This is a genomic window from Couchioplanes azureus (genome assembly GCF_014648355.1).
Lineage (GTDB): Bacteria > Actinomycetota > Actinomycetes > Mycobacteriales > Micromonosporaceae > Actinoplanes > Actinoplanes azureus.
Genome location: NZ_BMQY01000003.1, coordinates 1 through 20,152 on the forward strand (window position 1 = coordinate 1; position 20,152 = coordinate 20,152).

Genomic DNA, 20,152 nt, shown 5'->3' on the forward strand with positions numbered 1-20,152 from the left:
GGCGGTGACCGGGCCGGCCGGAACCGGGCTGGCCGGGCTGGCCCGGCGGGCCGCCGCCCTCGACGGCCGCCTCGAGGTCGACTCGCCGGTGGGCGGGCCGACGACCGTGACCATGCTGCTGCCCCGGGAGGAGTGACGTGCGGGTCGTCATCGCGGAGGACAATCCACTGTTGCGGGAGGGCATCGCGCTGCTGCTCGGCGAGCACGACATCGAGGTCGTCGCCGCCGTGGCCGACGCCGGCGCCCTGCTCGACGCCGTCGCGGCCGAGCGGCCGGACGCCACCGTGGTCGACGTACGGATGCCGCCCTCGCACACCGACGAGGGGCTGCGCGCCGCGCTGACCATCCGGTCGGCGTACCCGGGGACCGGGGTGCTGGTCTTCTCCCAGTGGGTCGAGACGAGCTACGCGCGGCGGCTGCTGGCCGAGCACACCGGGCACGTGGGCTATCTGCTCAAGGACCGGATCGTCAGCACCGGCGAGTTCGTCGGGGCGCTGCGGCGGGTCGCGGCCGGCGGCACCGCCCTCGACCCCGAGGTGGTCCGGCAGCTGCTGGCCGCGCCCGCGGTGGACGCGGGCCTGGCCCGGCTCTCCGCCCGGGAGCGCGAGATCCTCGGGCTGCTCGCCGAGGGACGCTCCAACGTGGCCATCGCCGACGCGCTGCACCTCGCCGAGCGCAGCGTCGAGAAGCACGTCACGGCGATCTTCACCAAGCTGGACCTGCCCCGGGACCGGACGGACCACCGGCGCGTCCTGGCCGTCCTGCGATTCCTGCGCTCATGACGGACTGTCGTCACACCGCCGTGTCGTCCCCGGGCCGCCGTCCGTTGAGCGATACCGTGCCGCCGGACCACCGCATGATCGAGGGAGCACGATGCCTGCCCACCTGTCCCGCCGTTCCGCACTCGGACTGGGCGCCGCCGCGGCGGCCGTCTCCGCCGGCATGAGCGGCCCGGCCGCCGCCGCGCGACCCGACGACGGCGTGGATCCCACCGGCGCGAGCGCCATCCGCCGCGTGTACGAGCGGGAGAAGGCCAGGGCAGGCGGCACCTGGCACAGCCACATCGCCGCCGCCGACCCGGCGGGCACCCTCCGGCCGATCGTCGAGGACGACGCCGACCACGTCACCGAGGGCTACAGCGTGCAGAAGCTCGCCGTGGCCACCGCCGTCATGGACAAGATCGACCGTGGCGGGCTCACCCTGGGCACGAAGCTGGACCTGACGCAGGACCTCATCCTCGAGGGCTCCGGCATCTACTTCCTGCACACGGTCTGGGGCGACGAGATCACGGTCGCCAACTTCCTGACCGCGATGCTGCTGATGTCCGACAACACCGCCGTGCGCATGTGCGGCCGCGTCGTCCCCGCGGCGGAGATCAACGACATCCTCGCGGCGAAGGGCTTCACCCACACCCGGGTCGAACCGGTCGACAACCCGAACCGCTTCTACCTGGGCACCACCACTCCCCGCGAGATGCACGACCTGCTCTGGCGCCTCGCCACCGGGACCCTGCTCTCCCCCTCCTCCTGCCGCTTCCTGCTGAGCATCACCCGCTCGATCAACGGCTACCACGACGGCATCCGCCGCGCGATGTCCTCGGCGGAGCGCAGCCGCATCGCCACCAAGTACGGCGCCGACAGCAACGATCTGGGCGCCTCCCGGCACGAGGCCGGCATCATGTTCGGCCCGGACGGCAAGCCCCGGCTGACGTACGCCCTCTTCGCCGAGGCGCTCGCCGACCGCGACAACTACGGCGCCACCCACCCGGCGGTCCAGGCGCACGCGGTGATCGGCCGCACGCTGCTCGACAACCTCCCACCCGGCGACAGCTGACCCGGCCCGGACCGTAGGCTTGCGATCATGGCCTCCATGGAGGATCGCCGCTGGCTGACCGCCGCGGCCGAGCTGTCGCGCCGGTCGACCCCGACCCTCACCAACTACGCGGTCGGTGCGATCGTCGTCGACCGCCACGGCCGCGTGCTGGCCACCGGCTACACCGGCGAACGGGATCCCCGGGACCACGCGGAGGAGGTCGCCCTCGCCAAGATCGCCGCCGGGCCGCGCCTCGACCTGGCGGAGGCGACCATCTACAGCACGCTGGAACCCTGCACCGCACGCAGATCACGGCCGGGCACGTGCACCGACCTGATCCTCGCCCACGGCATCGGGCGCGTCGTCTTCGCCCTGCGCGAACCGCTCATCTTCGCCGACTGCCGCGGCGCGGAGTCGCTGCGCGACGCGGGCGTGGACGTCCACGAGATCGGCAGCCTCGGCCACCTGGTCCGCGAGATCAACGCCCAGCACTTCATCGCGGCCCCGTAGCGGTCCGCGCCACCGGTGGGGTGGCCGGTGAGTGTCGCCGGGCGGAAACCGCCCGCGGTCCGTAGCTTGAAGACATGCTTGTGACCGTCGTCGCCGACTACGGTACCGGAGATCTCGCGTTCGCCGAGGTACGGCAGCGGTTCGCCCTGCTGCTGCCCGGTGCGGACGTCGCCGCCATCCCGGTACCGCCGTTCGACACCGTGAGCGCCGGGTTCTGCGTGGCTCAGCTCGCCTTCGGGGAGGGGCCGGCCGACCGGGTCGTCTACGCCAACGTCGCCCCGCGCCAGGACGAGGACGATCCGCGGCAGGACAACGCCGGGGAGCGGCTGGTGGCCGCCCGGCTCGACTCCGGGGTGCTGGTGGTCGGGGTGGCCGCGGGGGCGAGCCTGTCGTTCCTCGCCGCCGAGGGGGTGCCGCTGCGGGCGGTGAACGTGCCGGACGCCGGTTCGCAGTTCCGGTCGCGGGACGTCTTCCCCACCGCGGTCGCGCGCCTCGCCCGGGGCGACGGCAGCCTGCTCGGCGAGCCGGTGAGCGTCGCGCCCGCGCCGGAACGGGCCGTGGTCTACACCGACGGCTACGGGAATCTGAAGACGAGCTGGTACGACGCCCCCGCGGGCACCGGCACCACGGTCCGGGTGCGCATCGGTGACGCCGAGGCCGAGGCGATGGTCAGCGACGGTGTCTTCACCGTACCCGCGGGCACGATCTCGTTCGCGCCGGGCAGCTCGGGATGGGCCGGCCGGGCCTGCTACGAGTTGTTCGCGCGGGGCGGGAACGCAGCCGAGATCTTCGGGCGTCCGCGCGCCGGCACACCGGTCGAGATCGGACGGTGAGGGAGGCGGGAGGCCGGGCCCCTGCTGGGCCCGGCCTCGTCGTCGCTCAGGCGCCGCGCAGGGTCGCCCCCGTGCGGGCCGACGCCTCGGCCACCGCGGCGTCGCGGGCCGCCACCGCCTCCTCGACGGTCAGCGTCCGGTCCGGGGCACGGAAGGTCAGCTTGTACGCCAGGCTCTTCAGCCCCTCGCCCAGCTGCTCCGACGCGTACACGTCGAAGAGCCGCACCGACTCGAGCAGCTCGCCCGCGCCCGCCACCAGCGCCGCCTCGACCGTGGCCGCCGGCACCGCCGCCTGCACCACCAGGGCGACGTCGATGAGGGCCGGCGGGAAGGTCGAGATCTTCGTGGCCTGGGTGACCGGCCTGGCCGGGATCGCGTCGAGGTCGAGCTCCATCGCGCAGGTGCGCTTGGGCAGCTCGAGCGCCGACAGGACGGCCGGGTGCAGCTCGCCCGCGTGCCCGACGACCGTGCCGTCGACCGCGATCGCGGCGCAGCGGCCCGGGTGCCACGGCGCGTACGCGGCCGCCTCGACCGTGACCCGCTGCGGGGTCATGCCGGCCGCCGACAGCGCGATGCGGGCCGCCTCGACGGCGTCCGACCAGGTGGCCGGCCGTCCCGGGCCCCACCAGCCGGCCGGGGTCACGTCGCCGGTGAGCACCACCGCGAGGTGCCACGGCTGCTCCGGCACGATGGCGTTCGCCGCCGCCCAGTCCTCGGCGGACGGCCCGTGGTCCACGCCCAGCGGCGGCGGCGCCGTCGTCGCCAGGTGCGGCAGGAACACCGTACCCGTCTCGTAGAGCGCCAGGTCCCGCTCGCCGCGGCCGAGGTTGCGCTTCAGCGTGGCCAGCAGCGGCGGCAGCAGCGAGGTGCGCAGCAGCGGCTCCTGCTCCGACAGCGGGTTGGTCAGCCTGACCGCGCTGCGGCGCGGGTCGTCGGGCGCCAGGCCGAACGCGTCCGCCGCGCCGGGGGCGACGAACGGGTACGAGAGCACCTCGACGTAGCCGTTCTCCGCCAGGGCCCGGCCGACCGTACGCCGCCGCAGCTGCTGCTCGGTGAGGCCCCGTCCGCCGCGGGCCGGCGGGAGCACGCTCGGGATGGCGTCGTAGCCGCCGAGCCGGGCCACCTCCTCGACGAGGTCGATGGGCGCGACCAGGTCGGGCCGCCAGGACGGCGGAGTCACCTCGAGCGGCTCGGCGCCGGCGACCGCGCAGCCGACCTGGCCCAGCAGCTCGGCCACCTGCTCGACCGGGTAGGCCAGGCCGATCCGGCGGGTCGCCAGGTCGGTGGGCAGGTGCACCGGCGCGGGCGCCGCGACGTGGTCGAGGTCGAGCACCCGCTCGTCGACCGTGCCGCCGGCGTGGGCGGTCAGCAGGTCGACCGCCCGTTGCAGCGCGACCAGGGGCAGCCGCGGGTCGACGCCGCGCTCCCAGCGCTTGGCGGCCTCGCTGAACAGCTTGTGCCGCCGGGCCGTGCGCCCGACCATGACCGGGTCCCAGTGGGCGGCCTCGAGCAGGACGTCCACCGTGCCCGGCTGCACCTCGCTGGTCTCGCCGCCCATGACCGCGGCGAGCGAGATCGGGCCGGTGTCGTCGCAGATCACCATGTCCTCGGCGTCGAGCACGCGCGCGACGCCGTCCAGGGTGGTCAGCTTCTCCCCCGGCCGGGCGCGGCGCACGACCAGGCCGCCGCGCAGCAGGTTGAGGTCGAAGACGTGCATGGGCTGGCCCAGCTCGAGCATCACGTAGTTGGTGATGTCGACGGCGAGCGAGATCGTCCGGACGCCGGCCGCGATGAGCCGGCGCTGCATCCAGGCGGGCGACGGCGCGGACGGGTCGATGCCCCGCACCACGCGCGCCGCGAAGCGGTCGCAGCCGTACGTGTCCTCGATCGTGACGTCGTACGGCACCTCGTCGGTGGCGGTCGCCGCCGGGGTGAGGCCCGGGTCGGTGTACGCCGTGCCGTACGCGTACGCGAGCTCCCGCGCGATCCCCCGCACGCTCATCTGGTAGCCGCGGTCCGGGGTGATCTCCACGTCGACGACGACGTCGTCGAGCCCGACCACCGGGCGGGCGTCGGCGCCGGGCACGGCCGTCTCCGGCGGGAGCACGATGATCCCGTCATGGTCGCCGCTGATCCCGAGTTCGGCCGCGGAGCAGATCATGCCGTGGGAGTTGCGCCCGTACGTCTTGCGCGCACCGATCGTGAAGCCTCCGGGCAGCTCGCCGCCGGGCAGGATGACCACGACGAGGTCGCCGGCGGCGAAGTTACGGGCACCGCAGACGATCTCCTGTGGCGCCGGCTTGCCGACGTCGACGTGGCAGAAGCGGATCGGCTTCTTGAAGCCGGTGAGTTCCTCGATCTCCAGCACCCGGCCGACGACCAGGTCACCCTTGATCGTCGCGGCTTGGTCGACGATGGACTCGACCTCGATGCCGAGGCCGATCAGCCGCCGCTCGAGCTCGGCGACGTCGACCGGCGCCGGCAGCTCGACGTACTCGCGCAGCCAGGACAGGGACAGCTTCATGATCAGACCGCCATACCGAAGTTGCGGGTGAACCGGGCGTCACCCTCCACCATGTCGTGCATGTCGCTCACTCCGTTGCGGAACATCAGCGTGCGCTCGACGCCGATGCCGAAGGCGAAGCCGGAGTAGCGCTCCGGGTCGATACCGCAGGCGACCAGGACCCGCGGGTTGACCATGCCGCAGCCACCCCACTCGACCCAGCGCGCGCCGTCGCGGTGCCCGGCGAACCAGACGTCGAACTCGGCGGACGGCTCGGTGAAGGGGAAGTAGTGCGGACGCCAGCGGGTGCGCGCGTCCGGGCCGAACATCGCCCGGGCGAAGTGGTCCAGCGTGCCCTTGAGGTGGGCCATGGTGATGCCCTCGTCGACGACGAGCCCCTCGAGCTGGTGGAACACCGGGCTGTGGGTGGCGTCGAGGTCGTCGGTGCGGTAGACCCGGCCGGGGCAGACCACGTAGATCGGCGGCTTGCGCGTCAGCATGGTGCGCACCTGGCCGGGCGACGTGTGGGTCCGCATGACCAGGCCGGGAAGGTCCACGTAGAACGTGTCCATGAGCCCGCGCGCCGGGTGGTCCGGCCCGATGTTGAGCGCGTCGAAGTTGGCCCACTCCAGCTCCAGCTCGGGCCCGTCGACGACGTCGTAGCCCATGCCGGCGAACAGGTCGGTCATGTGCTCGGTGAGCGTGGTCAGCGGGTGCCGGGCGCCGCGCGGGCGCCGGTCCCACGGCAGGGTGACGTCGACGCGCTCCTCGACCAGCACGCGGGCGGCGCGCTCGCGCTCCAGCTCGGCATGGCGGGCGTCGTACGCGGCCTGGACGGCCTGCCGGGCCACGTTGACGCGCTTGCCGGCGTCGGACTTGGCCGCGGGCGGCAGGGAACCGATCTCGCGGCGCGCCAGCGACACGGGCGAGCGGTCGCCGAGATGCGCCGGCTTCAGCGCGCCGAGCGCGTCGAGGTCGCCCGCCGCGGCGAACGCCTGCCGGGCGTCGGCGACCGCGGCCTCCAGGGCCTCGGGGGCGAGCAGGGCGGCCTGCTTGGGATCGTATGGATCGTTGCGGTAGGACATGGTCGGGCGAACTCCCTCACACCGGATGAGCCATCGGGCAGTGTACGGAGGCGCGGCGGGGCCGCAGCCCGCCGGTCAAGGAAGTCGCGCGAACCAGTTGCTTTTTCTTGCAGTGCGGCGGAGCCGCTTCTCGGCAACTCGAGTCAGCCCACGCGCCCGCGACCAGCGGGCTGGGTAAACATCTGACTCATGGTTGTCTCCTCGGGGAGCGCTGCGCTCTCGCCGAAGCATACAAGCAGACCGCCGCCGCGGCAGCCAGGTTGAGACTCTCCGCGCCGCCGTAGATCGGCACGCGCACCCGCCGGTCCGCGGCCTTCAGCAGGTCGTCGGGCAGCCCGTGGGCCTCGGACCCGAACAGCCAGGCAGTAGGCCGGGCGAGCGAGCCGTCGTCGAGCATCTCGTCGAGGTCCGCGTCGCCGTAGCCGGTGGTGGCGAGCACCTGCAGCCCGGCGGCGCGCAGCTCCTCGGCGACGGCCAGCGGCGAGCGCACCACGTCCACGTTGAACAGACTTCCCGCGGAAGAGCGCACACATTTGCCGTTGTACGGGTCCACGGCGTCGCCCGCGAAGATCACCGTACCGGCCCCGGCGGCGTCGGCCGTGCGCAGCACCGTGCCCGCGTTGCCCGGGTCGCGGATCTCCGCGACCACCGCCACCAGCCGGGGCCGCTTGGCCAGCGCCCCGGCCAGCGGCACGTGGGCCTGCTCGCAGACGGCGACCAGGCCCTGCGGCTGGACGGTCTCGGCCAGGGCGGCGAGCCCCTCGTCGGTCACCGGGGACACCACCGGGGCCTGCATCGCAAGGTCGCCGTGGCGGGTCAGCGCGGCGTCCGTACCGAACAGCTCGAGGACGACCCCCGCGGCCAGGGCCGACCGCACCGCCTGCGGCCCTTCCGCCAGGAAGCGGCCGGTCTGGTCGCGGTCGCGGCGGCGTTGCAGGCGCCGGGCCGCGACGACCCGGGGCGTACGGGGGGTGAAGGTCACGCTTGCTCCTGGGAAAAGCACCGGGGCGCCTCCCGGACGAACCGGAAGACGCCCCGAGAGGATGTGCTCAGGCAGCCTGGGCGGCGGCGCCGCCCGTGCCCTCGGCCGCGACGGCGGCGCGAGCGATCTCCACGATCGCCGCGAACGAGGCGGCGTCGTTGACGGCCATGTCGGCCAGGATCTTGCGGTCCACCTCGACGCCGGCCAGCTTCAGGCCCTGGATGAGGCGGTTGTAGGTCAGGCCGTTGGCCCGGGCGCCCGCGTTGATGCGCGTGATCCAGAGCTGACGGAAGTCGCCCTTGCGGTCACGGCGGTCGCGGTACGAGTACTGCATCGAGTGCAGCACCTGCTCCTTGGCCTTGCGGTACAGCCGCGAACGCTGACCGCGGTATCCGCTGGCGGTCTCCAGCAACGTGCGACGCTTCTTCTGGGCGTTCACTGCCCGCTTGACGCGTGCCATTTCGGTACTCCTAACAGGGGAACGGGTGTGGCGCGCGCGTCAGCGGCCCAGCAGCTTCTTGACTCGCTTGGTGTCAGCCTTGGCCACGACGACCGTACCGGTCATCCGGCGCGTGACGTGGGAGGACTTGCCCTCGAGCAGGTGGCGCTTGCCGGCCTGCTCACGGACGATCTTGCCCTTGCCGGTGACCTTCACCCGCTTGCCCATGCCGGTGTGGCTCTTCATCTTCGGCACTTGAACGCCTACTCTCTCTGCCCCACCGGCTGCCAGGCCGGTGGGGATATTCAAAAACCTACTCTGCGGTGGTGTCGGCGCCTGCGGCCTGCGGTGCCTCGGCACCATCGCCCTCGCGCGGTTCCCGCGGCGGGCGGGCGTTGGCCGCGACTGTCGCCGCGGCGGCTGCCTTGGTCGCCCGGTGGGGAGCCAGCACCATGATCATGTTGCGGCCGTCCTGCTTGGGACTGGCCTCGACGAAACCCAGGTCCGAGATCTCCTCGCTGAGCCGGCGCAGGAGCCGGAAACCCAGCTCGGGGCGGCTCTGCTCGCGACCGCGGAACATGATCGTCACCTTGACCTTGTCGCCCGCCTTGAGGAACCGCACCACGTGACCCTTCTTGGTCTCGTAGTCGTGCGGGTCGATCTTCGGCCGGAGCTTCATCTCCTTGATGACGGTCTGTTGCTGGTTGCGCCGGGCTTCGCGCGCCTTGAGTGCACTCTCGTACTTGAACTTGCCGAAGTCCATGAGCTTGCACACCGGCGGACGTGCCATCGGCGCGACCTCGACCAGGTCCAGGTCGACGTCCGCGGCCAGCTGCAGGGCGCGCTCGAGCGGGACGATGCCCACCTGCTCACCCTCGGGGCCGACCAGTCGGACCTCTCGTGCCCGGATCTGTTCGTTAACGCGTGGTTCGACGCTGATGGGGCCTCCTCAGAACGATGTCATGTTGTGGGCGGTTCCCCGGCCGTGCCGCGGAACGCCCTGCCAATGTCGGTCGGCCTCGCGCCACCCCAGGTTCACGGGCGACGGGAAAGCAGAAGGCCCCGGCACATGCCGGGGCCCGCTCGACCGGTCATCGGCGCCCATGAGGACGCACACCCACCCCGGGATATTCCCGGAATCGGTTGACCGGACCCGGCCGCGAGAGCGACTCGGGTGGGAACCAGCGGGCTCCTCTTTCGCGCCCGCGGGACGCGGACGTGGTCGACTGTGAGGAAGTCTACCAGCTCACGCGGAAGCGGCCGAATGAAGGGCCCGCAGCGCCCGGACCCCCTCGACCGCGTACTCCTTGTCGGCCGCCTGGAGCGCGTGCACGGGCACCGTCTCGTCGTCGTGCAGCTCCAGCATGGCCCAGGCCGAGTTGCGGTCGAAGCGCACCGCGCGCACCGCCGACCAGGGCAGATCGAAGTTGCCGACGACGTTGCGGATCTGCACGTGGTCGGCGTCCGCCCGCACCCGGGGCCGGGTGAAGCTCAGGATGCCCAGGCCGGCGAGCACACCGAGGCCGATCATCGCGCTCTGGTCACCGCGCGCGAACTTCCCGAGCCCGTCGCCGGTGGAGCCGTGCAGGCCGAAGCTCAGCACGGTGAAGAGGATCACCACCGCGGCCGCGGAGACGCCGGCCACCCAGCGGATGCGCCGCGGCCGGAAGGCGACCGCCTCATGCGTGGAAGTACTCACGTCTACCACTGTGCCACTGCGGCGGTCCGTCCCGCCGGGCAGGTCCCCCCGCCCGGCGGGACGCGGCGTCACAGCCGGCAGTTGGCGATGTCGGTGACCAGGATCGCCCGCGCGCCCAGCTCGTACAGCTCATCCATGATCCGGTGCACGTCCACCCGGCGGACCATGGCCTGGACGGCGACCCAGCCCTCGCGGTGCAGCGGCGAGACCGTCGGCGACTCGATGCCCGGCGTCAACGCGGTGGCGTTCTCCAGCAGGTCCGCCCGGACGTCGTAGGCGAGCATCACGTAGCTGCGGGCCACCAGCACGCCCTGCAGGCGCCGGACGAGCTGCGCGGCCCGGGGCTCGGTCGCTTCCTGCCGGCCGATCAGGATCGCCGACGAGCGCAGCAGCGGCTCCCCGACGGTCACCAGCCCGGCCTGGCGCAGCGTGGTGCCGGTCTCCACCACGTCCGCGATGAGGTCGGCCACGCCCAGGCGCACGGCGTTCTCCACCGCCCCGTCGAGGCGCACGACGTCGGCCTTGAGGTCGTGCTCCTCCAGGTAGCGCTCAACCACCCCCGGGTACGCGGTGGCGATGCGCCGCCCGCCGATCTCGGCCGCCGAGCCCAGCGAGCCGGCCGGGGCGGCCCAGCGGAACGTGGCCCCGCCGAAGCCGAGGTCCAGCACCTCCCGGGCCGGCACGCCCGAGTCGACCAGCAGGTCCCGGCCGGTGATGCCGAGATCCAGGTCGCCGGAGCCGACGTACGTGGCGATGTCGCGGGGACGCAGGTAGAAGAACTCGACGGCGTTGTCCTCGTCGCGGCAGACGAGGTCCTTGCCGTCCGTGCGCTGGCGGTAGCCGGCGTCGCGCAGCATCTGGGCGGCCGGGGCGGACAGGGTTCCCTTGTTCGGTACGGCGATGCGCAGCATCGGACGTGCTCCTTCGTTCGAGACGATGCGGGCGGAGGGCACGTCAGAGATGTCGGTAGACGTCCTCCAGCTCGAGACCGCTGGCGATCATGAGCACCTGCGCCTGGTAGAGCAGCTGCGAGATCTCCTCGGCGGCCCGCTGCGGCCCCTCGTGCTCGGCCGCCATCCAGGACTCGGCGGCCTCCTCGACGACCTTCTTCCCGATGAAGTGCACGCCGGCGTCCAGCGCCGCCACGGTGCCCGAACCCTCGGGTCGCTCCGCCGCCTTCGTCCGCAGCTCGGCGAACAACTCTTCGAACGTCTTCACGGGAGCCGATTGTGGCAGCTCATGCGTCCCAGGCGGCGCACGGCCCCAACCCTTGGGATCCTGGTTGGCCCGCCGTACGCGGTCGGGGTTAGCCTGCGGCACATGGTCAGCAGAAACACCGTCGCGGCGCTGGCGGGCGCCACCATGCTCCTCACCGCGCTGGGCGCCTGCGCCCCGGCGGACGAGGCTCCCTCGCCGAACGACGGCGCGGCGACCGCCGCCGCCTGCCCGAGCGGCGCGCTGGGCACCCGGACGCCGGGCAAGCTCACGATCGGCACCGACAACCCGGCGTACGAGCCCTGGTTCAGCGACAACAAGCCGGCCAACGGCAAGGGCTTCGAGTCGGCCGTGGCGTACGAGGTCGCCGAGCGGCTCGGTTATCCCGCGGCGAACGTGGTCTGGACCCACGTGACCTTCAACAACGCGATCGCGCCCGGCCCCAAGACCTTCGACTTCGACATCAACCAGTTCTCGATCACGCCGGAGCGCAGGAAGGCGGTCGACTTCTCGTCGCCCTACTACCTCGTGCGGCAGACCGTGATCACGACGAAGGGCTCGAAGATCGCCGGGGCGAAGACCATCGCCGAGCTCAAGGACGCGACGCTGGGCGCCCAGGTCGGCACCACCAGCTACAAGGCGATCACCGATCTGCTGAAGCCGGCCGCGAAGCCGCAGGTCTTCAACAACAACGACGACGCCAAGAAGGCCCTGGAGAACAAGCAGGTCGACGGCATCGTCGTGGACCTGCCGACCGCCTTCTACATGACCGGCGCCGAGCTCGAGGACGGCGTCATCGTCGGGCAGCTACCCCAGGTCGGCGTCCCCGAGCAGTTCGGTCTGGTCCTGGACCTGGGCTCCAAGCTCACCCCGTGCGTCAGCAAGGCCGTGGACCAGCTGCGCCAGGACGGCACCCTCGCGACGCTGGAGAAGACCTGGCTGGCCGGCTCCGCCGGGGCACCCGAGCTGTCGTGACCGCCGAGCTCCACCGGCTCAGCGAGATCCAGCGGGACCGCATCGCCTACCGCAGGCGGCAGACGATCCGCTCGGTGCTGCTCGCGGCGGTGTCCACCGCCGTGGTGGGCGGCGCGCTGGCCGTCGCGGTCACCGGCGCGCCGGGCTGGGAGCGCGTGCAGACCTCGTTCTTCGACTGGCAGGTGGCGAAGAAGTACCTGCCCGACGTGCTCGACGGGCTCTGGCTCAACATCCGTCTGCTGGCCGTCTGCGCGGCCGCCGCGCTAGCGCTCGGCCTGCTGGTCGCGGTCCTGCGCACGCTGCGCGGCCCGGTCTTCTTCCCGGTACGGGCGCTGGCCACCGGCTACACGTACGCGTTCCGCGGCCTCCCGCTGATCATCGTGCTCTACGTGTGCACCCTCGGCGTGCCGGGGCTGCGGCTGCAGGGCATGCCCAGCGTGCTGGTGCTCGGCGGGGCGGCGCTGGTGATCACGTACGGGGCGTACCTGGCCGAGGTGTTCCGGGCCGGCATCGAGTCGGTGCACCCGAGCCAGCTCGCCGCCGCGCGGTCGCTGGGCCTGACCTACCGGCAGACGATGCGCCACGTGGTGCTCCCCCAGGCGGTACGCCGGGTCGCCCCGCCGCTGCTCAACGACACCGTGGCGCTGCAGAAGGACGTGGGCCTGGTGTCGCTGGCCGGGCCGATCGACGCCGTGCGCGCGGCCCAGATCGCCACCGCGCAGGATGCCAACTTCACCCCGTACATCGTGGCCGGGGTGCTCTTCGTCCTGCTCGCCCTGCCGCTCATCGGCGTGACCGACTGGGTCACCCTGCGCGCGGCCCGCCGCCAGTCCGCGGGGTCCTGAGATGCTGCTGTCCTGCGAGAGCCTGCGCAAGACCTTCGGGCCCACGGTGGTGCTCGACGACCTGTCGCTGGAGGTGGCCGAGCACCAGGTGGTGGCGCTGATCGGCGCCTCCGGCTCGGGCAAGTCCACGCTGCTGCGCTGCGTCAACCTGCTCACCGAGGTCGACGACGGCGTCATCAGGCTCGACGGCGAGGACATCACCGACCCCCGGGTGAACCCCGACCTGGTCCGCCGCCGCATCGGCATGGTGTTCCAGTCCTACAACCTGTTCCCGCACATGACGGTGCTGCGCAACATCACCCTCGCCCCGGACAAGGTGCACGGGCGTGCGGCCGCCGAGATCGAGGAACAGGCCCTGGCGTGGCTGGACCGGGTGGGGCTCGCCGGCAAGGCCGGCAGCTATCCCGACCGGCTGTCGGGCGGCCAGCAGCAGCGCGTCGCGATCGTGCGGGCCCTGGTGAACAGCCCGCGGCTGCTGCTCCTGGACGAGGTGACCTCGGCGCTGGACCCGGAGCTGGTCGGCGAGGTGCTCACGATGATCCGCGGCCTCAAGGACGACGGTATGACCATGGTGCTGGCCACCCACGAGATGGGCTTCGCCCGGCAGGTCGCCGACCGGGTCGTCTTCCTCGACGGCGGCCGGGTGCGGGAGGCCGGGCCGCCCGAGCAGGTGCTCGGCGACCCGGTCGAGGCACGGACCCGCCAGTTCCTGGCCCGCATCATCGAGGCGGGCCGGCTCTAGGTTCTCAGCCTTTCTCGACGTCGCGGATGGCGAGGACGGCGTCGAGCACGGCCACCGTGCTCTGCCAGCCCTTGTCCTCGATCGAGTCCTCCAGGCCGGCCCGGTCCTTGGCCTGGCCGAGGCTCTCCACGGTCAGCACGCCGTGCGCGACCGGGGTGCGCTCGTCCAGGGACACCCTTGTCAGCCCGGCGGTCACGGCGTCGCAGACGTAGTCGAAGTGCGCCGTCTCCCCGCGGATGACCACGCCGAGCGCCACGACCGCGTCGCACTTCTTCGCCATCGCCTGCGCGACCACCGGCAGCTCCACCGAGCCCGCCACCCGGGCCACGACCACGTCCTTCACGCCGCACGCCTCCGCCGCGGCCTGCGCCCGCGCGACCATGTGGTCGACCAGGTCGGCATGCCAGCGCGAGCCGACGATGCCGAGCTTGAGCCCGGCGCCGTCGACGGTGTTCAGGTGCGGATCACCGAAACCGGCCATGTTGCCCCCTTTACGATCAATGTTTCCACGCCCCGAGGGGGCTTATCAGCCCAATGCCTCGAACAGGTGCCCCATACGGTCCCGCTTGGTCCGCAGGTAACGGACGTTCTCCGGGTGCAGCCGCACGGGCAGCGCCTCGCGGCCGGTGATCGTCAGGCCGTACCCCTCCAGCCCGGCCCGCTTCGCCGGGTTGTTGGTGAGCAGCCGCATCGAGCGCACGCCCAGGTCGTAGAGGATCTGCGCGCCGGTGCCGTAGTCGCGGGCGTCGGCCGGCAGCCCCAGCTCCAGGTTGGCGTCCACGGTGTCCAGGCCGCGATCCTGCAGCTGGTACGCCTGCAGCTTGTGCAGCAGCCCGATGCCCCGGCCCTCGTGCCCGCGCATGTAGAGCACGACTCCGCGCCCGGCCTGCGCCACCCGCTCCAGGGCGGCGTCGAGCTGCGGCCCGCAGTCGCAGCGCACCGAGCCGAAGACGTCGCCGGTGAGGCATTCCGAGTGCACGCGCACCAGGACGTCGTCGCCGGCGCCCAGGTCGCCGTACACCAGCGCGACGTGCTCGGCGCCGTCGACGCCGGTGCGGTAGCCCACCGCGGTGAAGTCGCCGTGCTCGGTCGGCAGCCGGGTCTCCACGACCCGCTCCACCTGCCGGTCGTGCCGCCGCCGGTACGCGATCAGGTCCGCGATGCTGATCAGCGCGAGGTCGTGCTCGACGGCGAACTTCTCGAGGTCGGGCAGGCGCATCATGGTGCCGTCGTCGTTGACCATCTCGCAGAGCACGCCGGCCGGGCGCAGCCCCGCCAGCACCGCCAGGTCGATGGCGGCCTCGGTGTGCCCCGCCCGGCGCAGCACGCCACCGGGCTTGGCCCGCAGCGGCACCACGTGACCGGGACGCGACAGGTCGGTCGGCTGGGTGTCGGCGCTCGCCAGCAGCCGGATCGTGTGCGCCCGGTCGGCGGCCGAGATGCCCGTGCTCACACCCTCGCGGGCGTCCACGGTGACCGTGTACGCCGTGCCGCGCCGGTCCTGGTTGGTGTGGAACATCGGCGGCAGGTCGAGCCGGTCGGCCTCCTCCTCGGTGAGCGGCACGCAGATGTACCCCGAGGTGTAGCGCACCATGAACGCCAGCAGCTCCGGCGTGGCGTGCTCGGCGGCGAAGATCAGGTCGCCCTCGTTCTCGCGGTCCTCGTCGTCCACGACGATGACCGGCCGGCCGGCGGCGATGTCGGCGACGGCCCTCTCGATGTCATCCAGCATGACGTGCCCCCAGCATCTTCTCGACATACTTCGCGATGACGTCGACCTCGAGGTTGACCGGGTCGCCGACGTCCTTGGACCCCAGGACGGTGAGCTTGAGCGTGGTCGGGATCAGCCCCACGCTGAACGTGCCGGCGGTCACCGCCATGACGGTCAGCGAGACGCCGTCGACGGTGATCGAACCCTTCTCCACCACGTAGCGGGACAGCTCCGGCGGCAACGAGAAGGTCACCACCTCCCACTGGTCGGCCGGCTCGCGGCCGACGATCGTGGCGACGCCGTCCACGTGGCCCTGCACGAGGTGGCCGCCGAGCCGGCTGCCGACCGTCGCGGCCCGCTCCAGGTTGACCGCGCTGCCGGCGCGCAGCGCGCCGAGCGAGGAGCGCCGCAGGGTCTCACCCATGACGTCCGCGGTGAACACGCCGTCGACGCTGTCCAGGACCGTGAGACAGACCCCGTTGACCGCGATCGAGTCGCCGTGCCGCGCGTCCGACGTGACGAGCGGCCCCCGGACGGCGAGCACCGCCGAGTCTCCCCCCGCGTCGGTGAGGTGCACGACCTCACCGAGTTCCTCGACGATTCCGGTGAACATCAGAGCTCCCTTTCCGGTGCGGGGTGGTCGGACGGCTTCTGCCGCAGCGTGGCGGTGAAGCGCAGGTCGGCGCCGATCTGCGCGATGTCGGTGAGGTCCAGGTCGATCGCCTCGGCGATGGTGCCGATGCCCGCGTCCACCAGGGCGGGCCGGCCGGCGCCGAGCAGCTTCGGCGCGACGTATCCGACGACCCGGTCGACCAGCCCGGCGGCGAGGAACGCGCCGGCCAGCGTGGGACCGCCCTCCAGCAGCACCGCGCGGATGCCGCGGGCGTACAGCTGGGTCAGCAGGGCGGAGAGGTCGAGGCGGCCGTCCGGGCCGGTGCCCACCTCGGCGGCCGTGGCGATCCAGCTCTCGGCCGCGGCGTCGCGCACCCGTGCCTTCGCCGGGGTCCGCCCGGCGGTGTCGGCGACCACCCGCAGCGGCTGCTTGATCGCCAGGCTGCCGTCGCGCAGATACCGGACGGTGAGCTGGGGATCGTCGGCGAGCACGGTGCCGACGCCGACGACGATCGCGTCCACGGTGGCGCGCAGGCGGTGCACGTCGGCGCGGGCCGGCTCGGAGGTGATCCACATGCTGGTGCCGTCGGCCGCGGCCGAACGCCCGTCGAGGGTGGCCGCGTACTTCCACGTCACGAACGGGCGGCCGCGGCGGACCGCGGTCAGCCAGGCGACGTTGCCGGCCTCGGCCTCCTCGCGGCGTACCCCCGTCTCGATCTCGATCCCGGCGGCGCGCAGCGTCGCCGCGCCCCCGGTCGCGACCGGCGTGGGATCGTCGACGGCGATGACCACCCGCCGGATGCCGGCGGCGATCAGCGCCTGGGCGCACGGGCCGGTGCGCCCGGTGTGGTTGCAGGGCTCGAGGGTGACGACGGCGGTGCCGCCCCGGGCCCGCTTGCCGGCCTGGGCGAGCGCCACGATCTCCGCGTGCGGCCCGCCCGCGTAGACATGGAAGCCCTCCCCGACGACCTCGCCGTCCGGGTCGAGCAGCAGGCAGCCGACGACCGGGTTGGGGCTCGTCGTGCCGAGGCCACGGGCGGCAAGCGCGATCGCGCGGCCCATCGCCTCGTGCTCGGTGACCATCTCAGTGCCTTTCCCTGGCGCGGTACGGTCACGCGCCGAGGGAAGGGGAGAAACGATAAGAACAGGACATCAGGGGACGCTTCGCGCCACCCCGGGCCGGGCACGCCGCGACGAGCCCCGGTCCTGCTCCGCGCGCTGTCTCCCATCCGGACTGTCTGACCGATCGGCGTGTGTGCCGGTCGATCAACCGTCGGCCCCGGATTCTCACCAGGTCCACCGTCCGCCGACGAACGACGTCCGGGTCGCGGGCTTACCTCCCCGCGAAGGGAGGATCACCGCCGGTTCGGAATTTCACCGAGTCCCGCCAGCGCGTGGTGGGTTACCGATCAGTCTTGCACGCCGGCGCCGAAATGACACAGGGCGATCCCCGTCACATCGGATCGTCGATGTTCTCCGAGTCGCTGCGGCGGCGGTCGATCGCCACGTACGAGCCGGGCTGGCTCTTCGCCACCTTCTTCATCTCGGAGGCGACCGCGACCACCGCCCGGTGGTCGGGATAGGGCCGCCCGCCCGCGGTGGACTGCGCGACGCCGATGGAGAGGGTGACCAGCGCGGCCCGCTGCTTGCCGCCGCGGCGGTCCGGCACCTCGACGTAGCCCCGGCGGGCGTCCTCGGGGTCGTAGAGCCGGTCGGCGGTGGCCTCGAAGTCGGTGACCATGTGCTTGGTCAGGGGCAGCACCTGGTCGGGATGGCAGATGAAGACGAAGTCGTCACCGCCGATGTGGCCGAGGAACACCGGCGGGCGCCCGGCGGCGGTCGCGGCCCGGTGCAGGCTGCGGGCCAGGGCCGTGATGAACTCGTCGCCACGGTCGAAGCCGTACACGTCGTTGACCGGCTTGAAGCGGTCGATGTCGACGTAGCCGACGGAGAAGTCCCCGCCGGCCTTCATCCGGTCGGCGATCTCGCGGGTCACCCGGGCGTTGCCGGGCAGGCCGGTCAGCGGCGACACCTCGCGGAACTCCTTGGTGCGCCGCAGCGTCGAGGAGACCCGGGCGATCAGCTCCGCGGTGTCGAAGGGCTTGACCAGGTAGTCGTCGACGCCGGCGGTGAGGCCGACGACCTTGTCCACGGTCATCGCCTTGGCGGTCAGCATGATCACCGGCAGGGCGGAGGTGAGCGGCTCGGCGCGCAGCCGGCGGGTCAGCTCCACGCCGTCCATCCGCGGCATCATCCAGTCGACGACCGCCAGGTCGGGGCGGCGGCTCTCCATCAGCTCGAGCGCCTCCTCGCCGTCGCGGGCCCGCATCACCTCGAAGCCGTGCACCTCGAGATTGAAGGCCACGAAGCCGGCGATGTCGTCGTCGTCGTCGACGACCAGGACGAGGTCGGGCCGGTCCTCCGGCTCCGAGCCGGGTCCGTCACCGGGCGGGCGCGCGACGCCGGTGCTCATGCTCGTACGGCGGTGCGCGCGGCTAGCGCCCGTAGCTTGCGGACCGCCTCGGCGGGGTCCTCGGCACCGTAGACCGCCGTGCCCGCGACGAACGCGTCGGCGCCGGCCTCGGCGGCCTGCTCGATCGTGTCGGCCGCGATGCCGCCGTCGACCTCCAGGCGGACCTGGAGATTCTTGGCGGTGATCCGCCGGCGCACGTCACGCACCTTGTCGAGCATCTCGGGCAGGAACTTCTGGCCGCCGAAGCCCGCCTTGATCGTCATGATGAGCACGGTGTCCACGTAGGGCAGCAGCTCCAGGTACGGCTCGACGGCGGTGTCCCGGTCGATGGCGAGCCCCGCCTTCGCGCCGGCCGCTCGCAGCGTCTTCGCCAGCGCCACCGGGTCCTCGCAGGCCTCGGCATGGAAGGTGACGTTGTAGGCGCCGGCCTCGGCGTACCCGGGCGCCCAGCGCTCCGGGTCGGCGATCATGAGATGCACGTCGAACGGGATCGTCGTCGCCTTGCGCAGGCTCTGCACGACCGGCAGGCCGATGGTCAGGTTGGGAACGAAATGGTTGTCCATGACGTCGACGTGCACCCAGTCGGCGGCACCCTCGATGTCGTGCACCGCGTCCGCGAGGTGCGCGAAGTCGGCGGCCAGGATGCTGGGGGCGATGATCGGGGATGACTCCACCGCTGAAGTGTATGGCCTTCTTCCGCCGGGCCGGGATACTCATGGTGTTCTCCGGGAGGACGGCATGCGGCGGGTGGCCATGGCGCTGACGGCGGTGGTGCTCACCGCCGGATGCACCGGCGCGCCCCCGGGCGGCGCGGACGGCGACCTCACCGACGACTGGGCCCCGCCACCGGCGCCGGCGCCCTACCGCCCGGCGGCGGGCGTGTGCCACGACGAGCTGGCACCGACCGCCGGACCCGGCGACGACCGGCCGGCCGACTGCGACGAGGTCCACGTCAGCGAGACCTTCCACGTCGGTACCCCGCCCGGCACCGACGTGCCGCCCGCGCCGGGCACGGCGGGCGCGAGGGCCGCCTACCGGGAATGCTCGGCGCAGGCGGAGGACTTCCTCGGTGGGGACTGGCGCACCGCCGGCATCGCGGTGCACGTGGTGTGGCCGACCCGGCGCGCCTGGTCCGGCGGGGCGCGCTGGTTCCGCTGCGACGTCACCCAGTCCGACCTCGACGGGTACGGTCAGAGTGGCCGGCGCGGCAGCCTCGAGGGCGAGCTGGCCGGGCCGTCGCCCCTGCGCCTGGGCTGCTTCGACCCGGCCGTCGAGGGCGAGACGGTGACCGAGATGCGCCCGGTGCCGTGCACCGGGAAGCACCGCGCCGAGTTCGCCGGGCTGTGGCACGCGCCGGACGTCTCGTACGCGCAGCTGCAGGCCGGAACCGCCCGCGCCGCGGCGGCCTGCCGCAGCGTGATCGCCCGCTTCGCCGCGGTGCCGGACGACTCGGACATGCAGTACCGAAGCGGCTGGATCTCCTACAATCCGACGCGTACGGAGTGGCTGGCCGGCGAGCGGCGGGTGCGCTGCTTCGTCTACTTCGCCGAGCGCACGCTGACGCGCTCACTCGAGAACGCCGGCCCCGAGGCCCTCCCGCTCGACTGACCGGCCGCTTGCCGCAGCTCTCCGCCCATTCTCGTCCGGTAGCGCTTCGTTGCGCGGTCTGTCGCACTGCGGCTCGGCTTGTGCGGCCGGCCCCGCGGCGGCGTCGGC

At 72.6% G+C, this 20,152-nt stretch carries 23 protein-coding genes and 1 riboswitch; of the genes, 8 read left to right on the forward strand and 15 right to left on the reverse strand.

Going from position 1 to position 20,152, the window contains the following annotated elements; genetic code table 11:
* Positions 1 to 137 precede the first annotated feature (137 nt).
* The 4 genes from IEY99_RS11290 to IEY99_RS11305 all read left to right on the forward strand — a co-directional run bounded on the left by IEY99_RS11290 (position 138) and on the right by IEY99_RS11305 (position 3,155).
* Positions 138 to 782: a response regulator transcription factor gene (locus tag IEY99_RS11290; protein WP_189202240.1), complete on the forward strand. Its 645-nt coding sequence runs from the start codon at positions 138 to 140 to the stop codon at positions 780 to 782.
* A gap of 91 nt (positions 783 to 873) precedes the next feature.
* Positions 874 to 1,833: a serine hydrolase gene (locus IEY99_RS11295; protein ID WP_189202242.1), complete on the forward strand. Its 960-nt coding sequence runs from the start codon at positions 874 to 876 to the stop codon at positions 1,831 to 1,833.
* Positions 1,834 to 1,860: 27 nt separating this feature from the next.
* A complete protein-coding gene (locus IEY99_RS11300) occupies positions 1,861 to 2,322 on the forward strand; it encodes a deaminase (protein WP_189202244.1) in 462 nt (153 codons plus the stop codon).
* Positions 2,323 to 2,396: 74 nt separating this feature from the next.
* The gene (locus IEY99_RS11305; RefSeq protein ID WP_189202246.1) at positions 2,397 to 3,155 is read left to right on the forward strand and encodes an SAM hydrolase/SAM-dependent halogenase family protein; all 759 of its coding nucleotides are present in this window, start codon (positions 2,397 to 2,399) and stop codon (positions 3,153 to 3,155) included.
* 46 nt (positions 3,156 to 3,201) lie between these two features.
* Here IEY99_RS11305 and pheT read toward each other — a convergent pair whose 3' ends face one another.
* The 9 genes from pheT to IEY99_RS11350 all read right to left on the reverse strand — a co-directional run bounded on the left by pheT (position 3,202) and on the right by IEY99_RS11350 (position 11,081).
* Positions 3,202 to 5,679 carry a phenylalanine--tRNA ligase subunit beta gene (gene pheT / locus IEY99_RS11310; RefSeq protein WP_189202248.1) on the reverse strand — a complete coding sequence of 826 codons (2,478 nt, stop codon included), beginning with the start codon at positions 5,677 to 5,679 and terminating at the stop codon, positions 3,202 to 3,204.
* Positions 5,680 to 5,681: 2 nt separating this feature from the next.
* Positions 5,682 to 6,743: a phenylalanine--tRNA ligase subunit alpha gene (locus tag IEY99_RS11315; protein WP_189202250.1), complete on the reverse strand. Its 1,062-nt coding sequence runs from the start codon at positions 6,741 to 6,743 to the stop codon at positions 5,682 to 5,684.
* Positions 6,744 to 6,930: 187 nt separating this feature from the next.
* Complete coding sequence (locus IEY99_RS11320; RefSeq protein ID WP_189202252.1) at positions 6,931 to 7,725, reverse strand: TrmH family RNA methyltransferase; 795 nt, start codon at positions 7,723 to 7,725, stop codon at positions 6,931 to 6,933.
* Positions 7,726 to 7,792: 67 nt separating this feature from the next.
* Entirely contained in the window at positions 7,793 to 8,185 is a 393-nt protein-coding gene (gene rplT, locus IEY99_RS11325; RefSeq protein WP_189202254.1) for a 50S ribosomal protein L20, read from the reverse strand.
* A gap of 39 nt (positions 8,186 to 8,224) precedes the next feature.
* Positions 8,225 to 8,419, reverse strand: a complete 195-nt coding sequence (gene rpmI / locus IEY99_RS11330; protein WP_071807036.1) for a 50S ribosomal protein L35 — start codon at positions 8,417 to 8,419, stop codon at positions 8,225 to 8,227.
* Positions 8,420 to 8,477: 58 nt separating this feature from the next.
* Positions 8,478 to 9,104: a translation initiation factor IF-3 gene (gene infC, locus IEY99_RS11335; RefSeq protein ID WP_189203517.1), complete on the reverse strand. Its 627-nt coding sequence runs from the start codon at positions 9,102 to 9,104 to the stop codon at positions 8,478 to 8,480.
* A gap of 306 nt (positions 9,105 to 9,410) precedes the next feature.
* Entirely contained in the window at positions 9,411 to 9,872 is a 462-nt protein-coding gene (locus IEY99_RS11340; RefSeq protein WP_373293329.1) for a PH domain-containing protein, read from the reverse strand.
* 59 nt (positions 9,873 to 9,931) lie between these two features.
* Positions 9,932 to 10,774 carry an ATP phosphoribosyltransferase gene (hisG, locus tag IEY99_RS11345; protein ID WP_189202258.1) on the reverse strand — a complete coding sequence of 281 codons (843 nt, stop codon included), beginning with the start codon at positions 10,772 to 10,774 and terminating at the stop codon, positions 9,932 to 9,934.
* A 43-nt stretch (positions 10,775 to 10,817) separates the two neighbouring features.
* Positions 10,818 to 11,081: a phosphoribosyl-ATP diphosphatase gene (locus tag IEY99_RS11350; protein ID WP_189202259.1), complete on the reverse strand. Its 264-nt coding sequence runs from the start codon at positions 11,079 to 11,081 to the stop codon at positions 10,818 to 10,820.
* Positions 11,082 to 11,183: 102 nt separating this feature from the next.
* Between IEY99_RS11350 and IEY99_RS11355 the strand changes: the two genes are divergently transcribed.
* The 3 genes from IEY99_RS11355 to IEY99_RS11365 are packed head-to-tail and all read left to right on the forward strand — an operon-like array spanning position 11,184 to position 13,640.
* Positions 11,184 to 12,053, forward strand: coding sequence for an ABC transporter substrate-binding protein (locus IEY99_RS11355; RefSeq protein WP_189202261.1), 870 nt, complete (start codon positions 11,184 to 11,186; stop codon positions 12,051 to 12,053).
* Entirely contained in the window at positions 12,050 to 12,898 is an 849-nt protein-coding gene (locus IEY99_RS11360; protein WP_189202263.1) for an amino acid ABC transporter permease, read from the forward strand. The genes IEY99_RS11355 and IEY99_RS11360 overlap by 4 nt, the downstream gene beginning before the upstream one ends.
* Before the next feature lies 1 nt (position 12,899).
* Positions 12,900 to 13,640 carry an amino acid ABC transporter ATP-binding protein gene (locus IEY99_RS11365; protein ID WP_308427031.1) on the forward strand — a complete coding sequence of 247 codons (741 nt, stop codon included), beginning with the start codon at positions 12,900 to 12,902 and terminating at the stop codon, positions 13,638 to 13,640.
* Positions 13,641 to 13,644: 4 nt separating this feature from the next.
* On the opposite strand, the gene ribH is transcribed toward IEY99_RS11365, so the two are convergent.
* From ribH to rpe, 6 genes are all read right to left on the reverse strand, one after another.
* Complete coding sequence (ribH, locus tag IEY99_RS11370) at positions 13,645 to 14,121, reverse strand: 6,7-dimethyl-8-ribityllumazine synthase (RefSeq protein ID WP_189202265.1); 477 nt, start codon at positions 14,119 to 14,121, stop codon at positions 13,645 to 13,647.
* A 45-nt stretch (positions 14,122 to 14,166) separates the two neighbouring features.
* A complete protein-coding gene (locus IEY99_RS11375) occupies positions 14,167 to 15,372 on the reverse strand; it encodes a bifunctional 3,4-dihydroxy-2-butanone-4-phosphate synthase/GTP cyclohydrolase II (RefSeq protein WP_189202267.1) in 1,206 nt (401 codons plus the stop codon).
* Positions 15,362 to 15,964: a riboflavin synthase gene (locus IEY99_RS11380; protein WP_189202269.1), complete on the reverse strand. Its 603-nt coding sequence runs from the start codon at positions 15,962 to 15,964 to the stop codon at positions 15,362 to 15,364. The genes IEY99_RS11375 and IEY99_RS11380 overlap by 11 nt, the downstream gene beginning before the upstream one ends.
* Positions 15,964 to 17,046 carry a bifunctional diaminohydroxyphosphoribosylaminopyrimidine deaminase/5-amino-6-(5-phosphoribosylamino)uracil reductase RibD gene (gene ribD / locus IEY99_RS11385; RefSeq protein ID WP_189202271.1) on the reverse strand — a complete coding sequence of 361 codons (1,083 nt, stop codon included), beginning with the start codon at positions 17,044 to 17,046 and terminating at the stop codon, positions 15,964 to 15,966. The genes IEY99_RS11380 and ribD overlap by 1 nt, the downstream gene beginning before the upstream one ends.
* A 130-nt stretch (positions 17,047 to 17,176) precedes the next feature.
* Positions 17,177 to 17,359, reverse strand: a riboswitch (FMN riboswitch).
* Between the two features lie 57 nt (positions 17,360 to 17,416).
* The gene (locus IEY99_RS11390) at positions 17,417 to 18,436 is read right to left on the reverse strand and encodes a GGDEF domain-containing response regulator (protein ID WP_189202273.1); all 1,020 of its coding nucleotides are present in this window, start codon (positions 18,434 to 18,436) and stop codon (positions 17,417 to 17,419) included.
* Positions 18,433 to 19,110, reverse strand: coding sequence for a ribulose-phosphate 3-epimerase (gene rpe / locus IEY99_RS11395; protein WP_189202275.1), 678 nt, complete (start codon positions 19,108 to 19,110; stop codon positions 18,433 to 18,435). Before rpe ends, IEY99_RS11390 begins: the two co-directional genes overlap by 4 nt.
* A 64-nt stretch (positions 19,111 to 19,174) precedes the next feature.
* Here rpe and IEY99_RS11400 point away from each other — a divergent pair, with 64 nt between their 5' ends.
* A complete protein-coding gene (locus IEY99_RS11400) occupies positions 19,175 to 20,044 on the forward strand; it encodes a septum formation family protein (RefSeq protein WP_189202277.1) in 870 nt (289 codons plus the stop codon).
* The last annotated feature ends 108 nt before the right edge of the window (positions 20,045 to 20,152 follow it).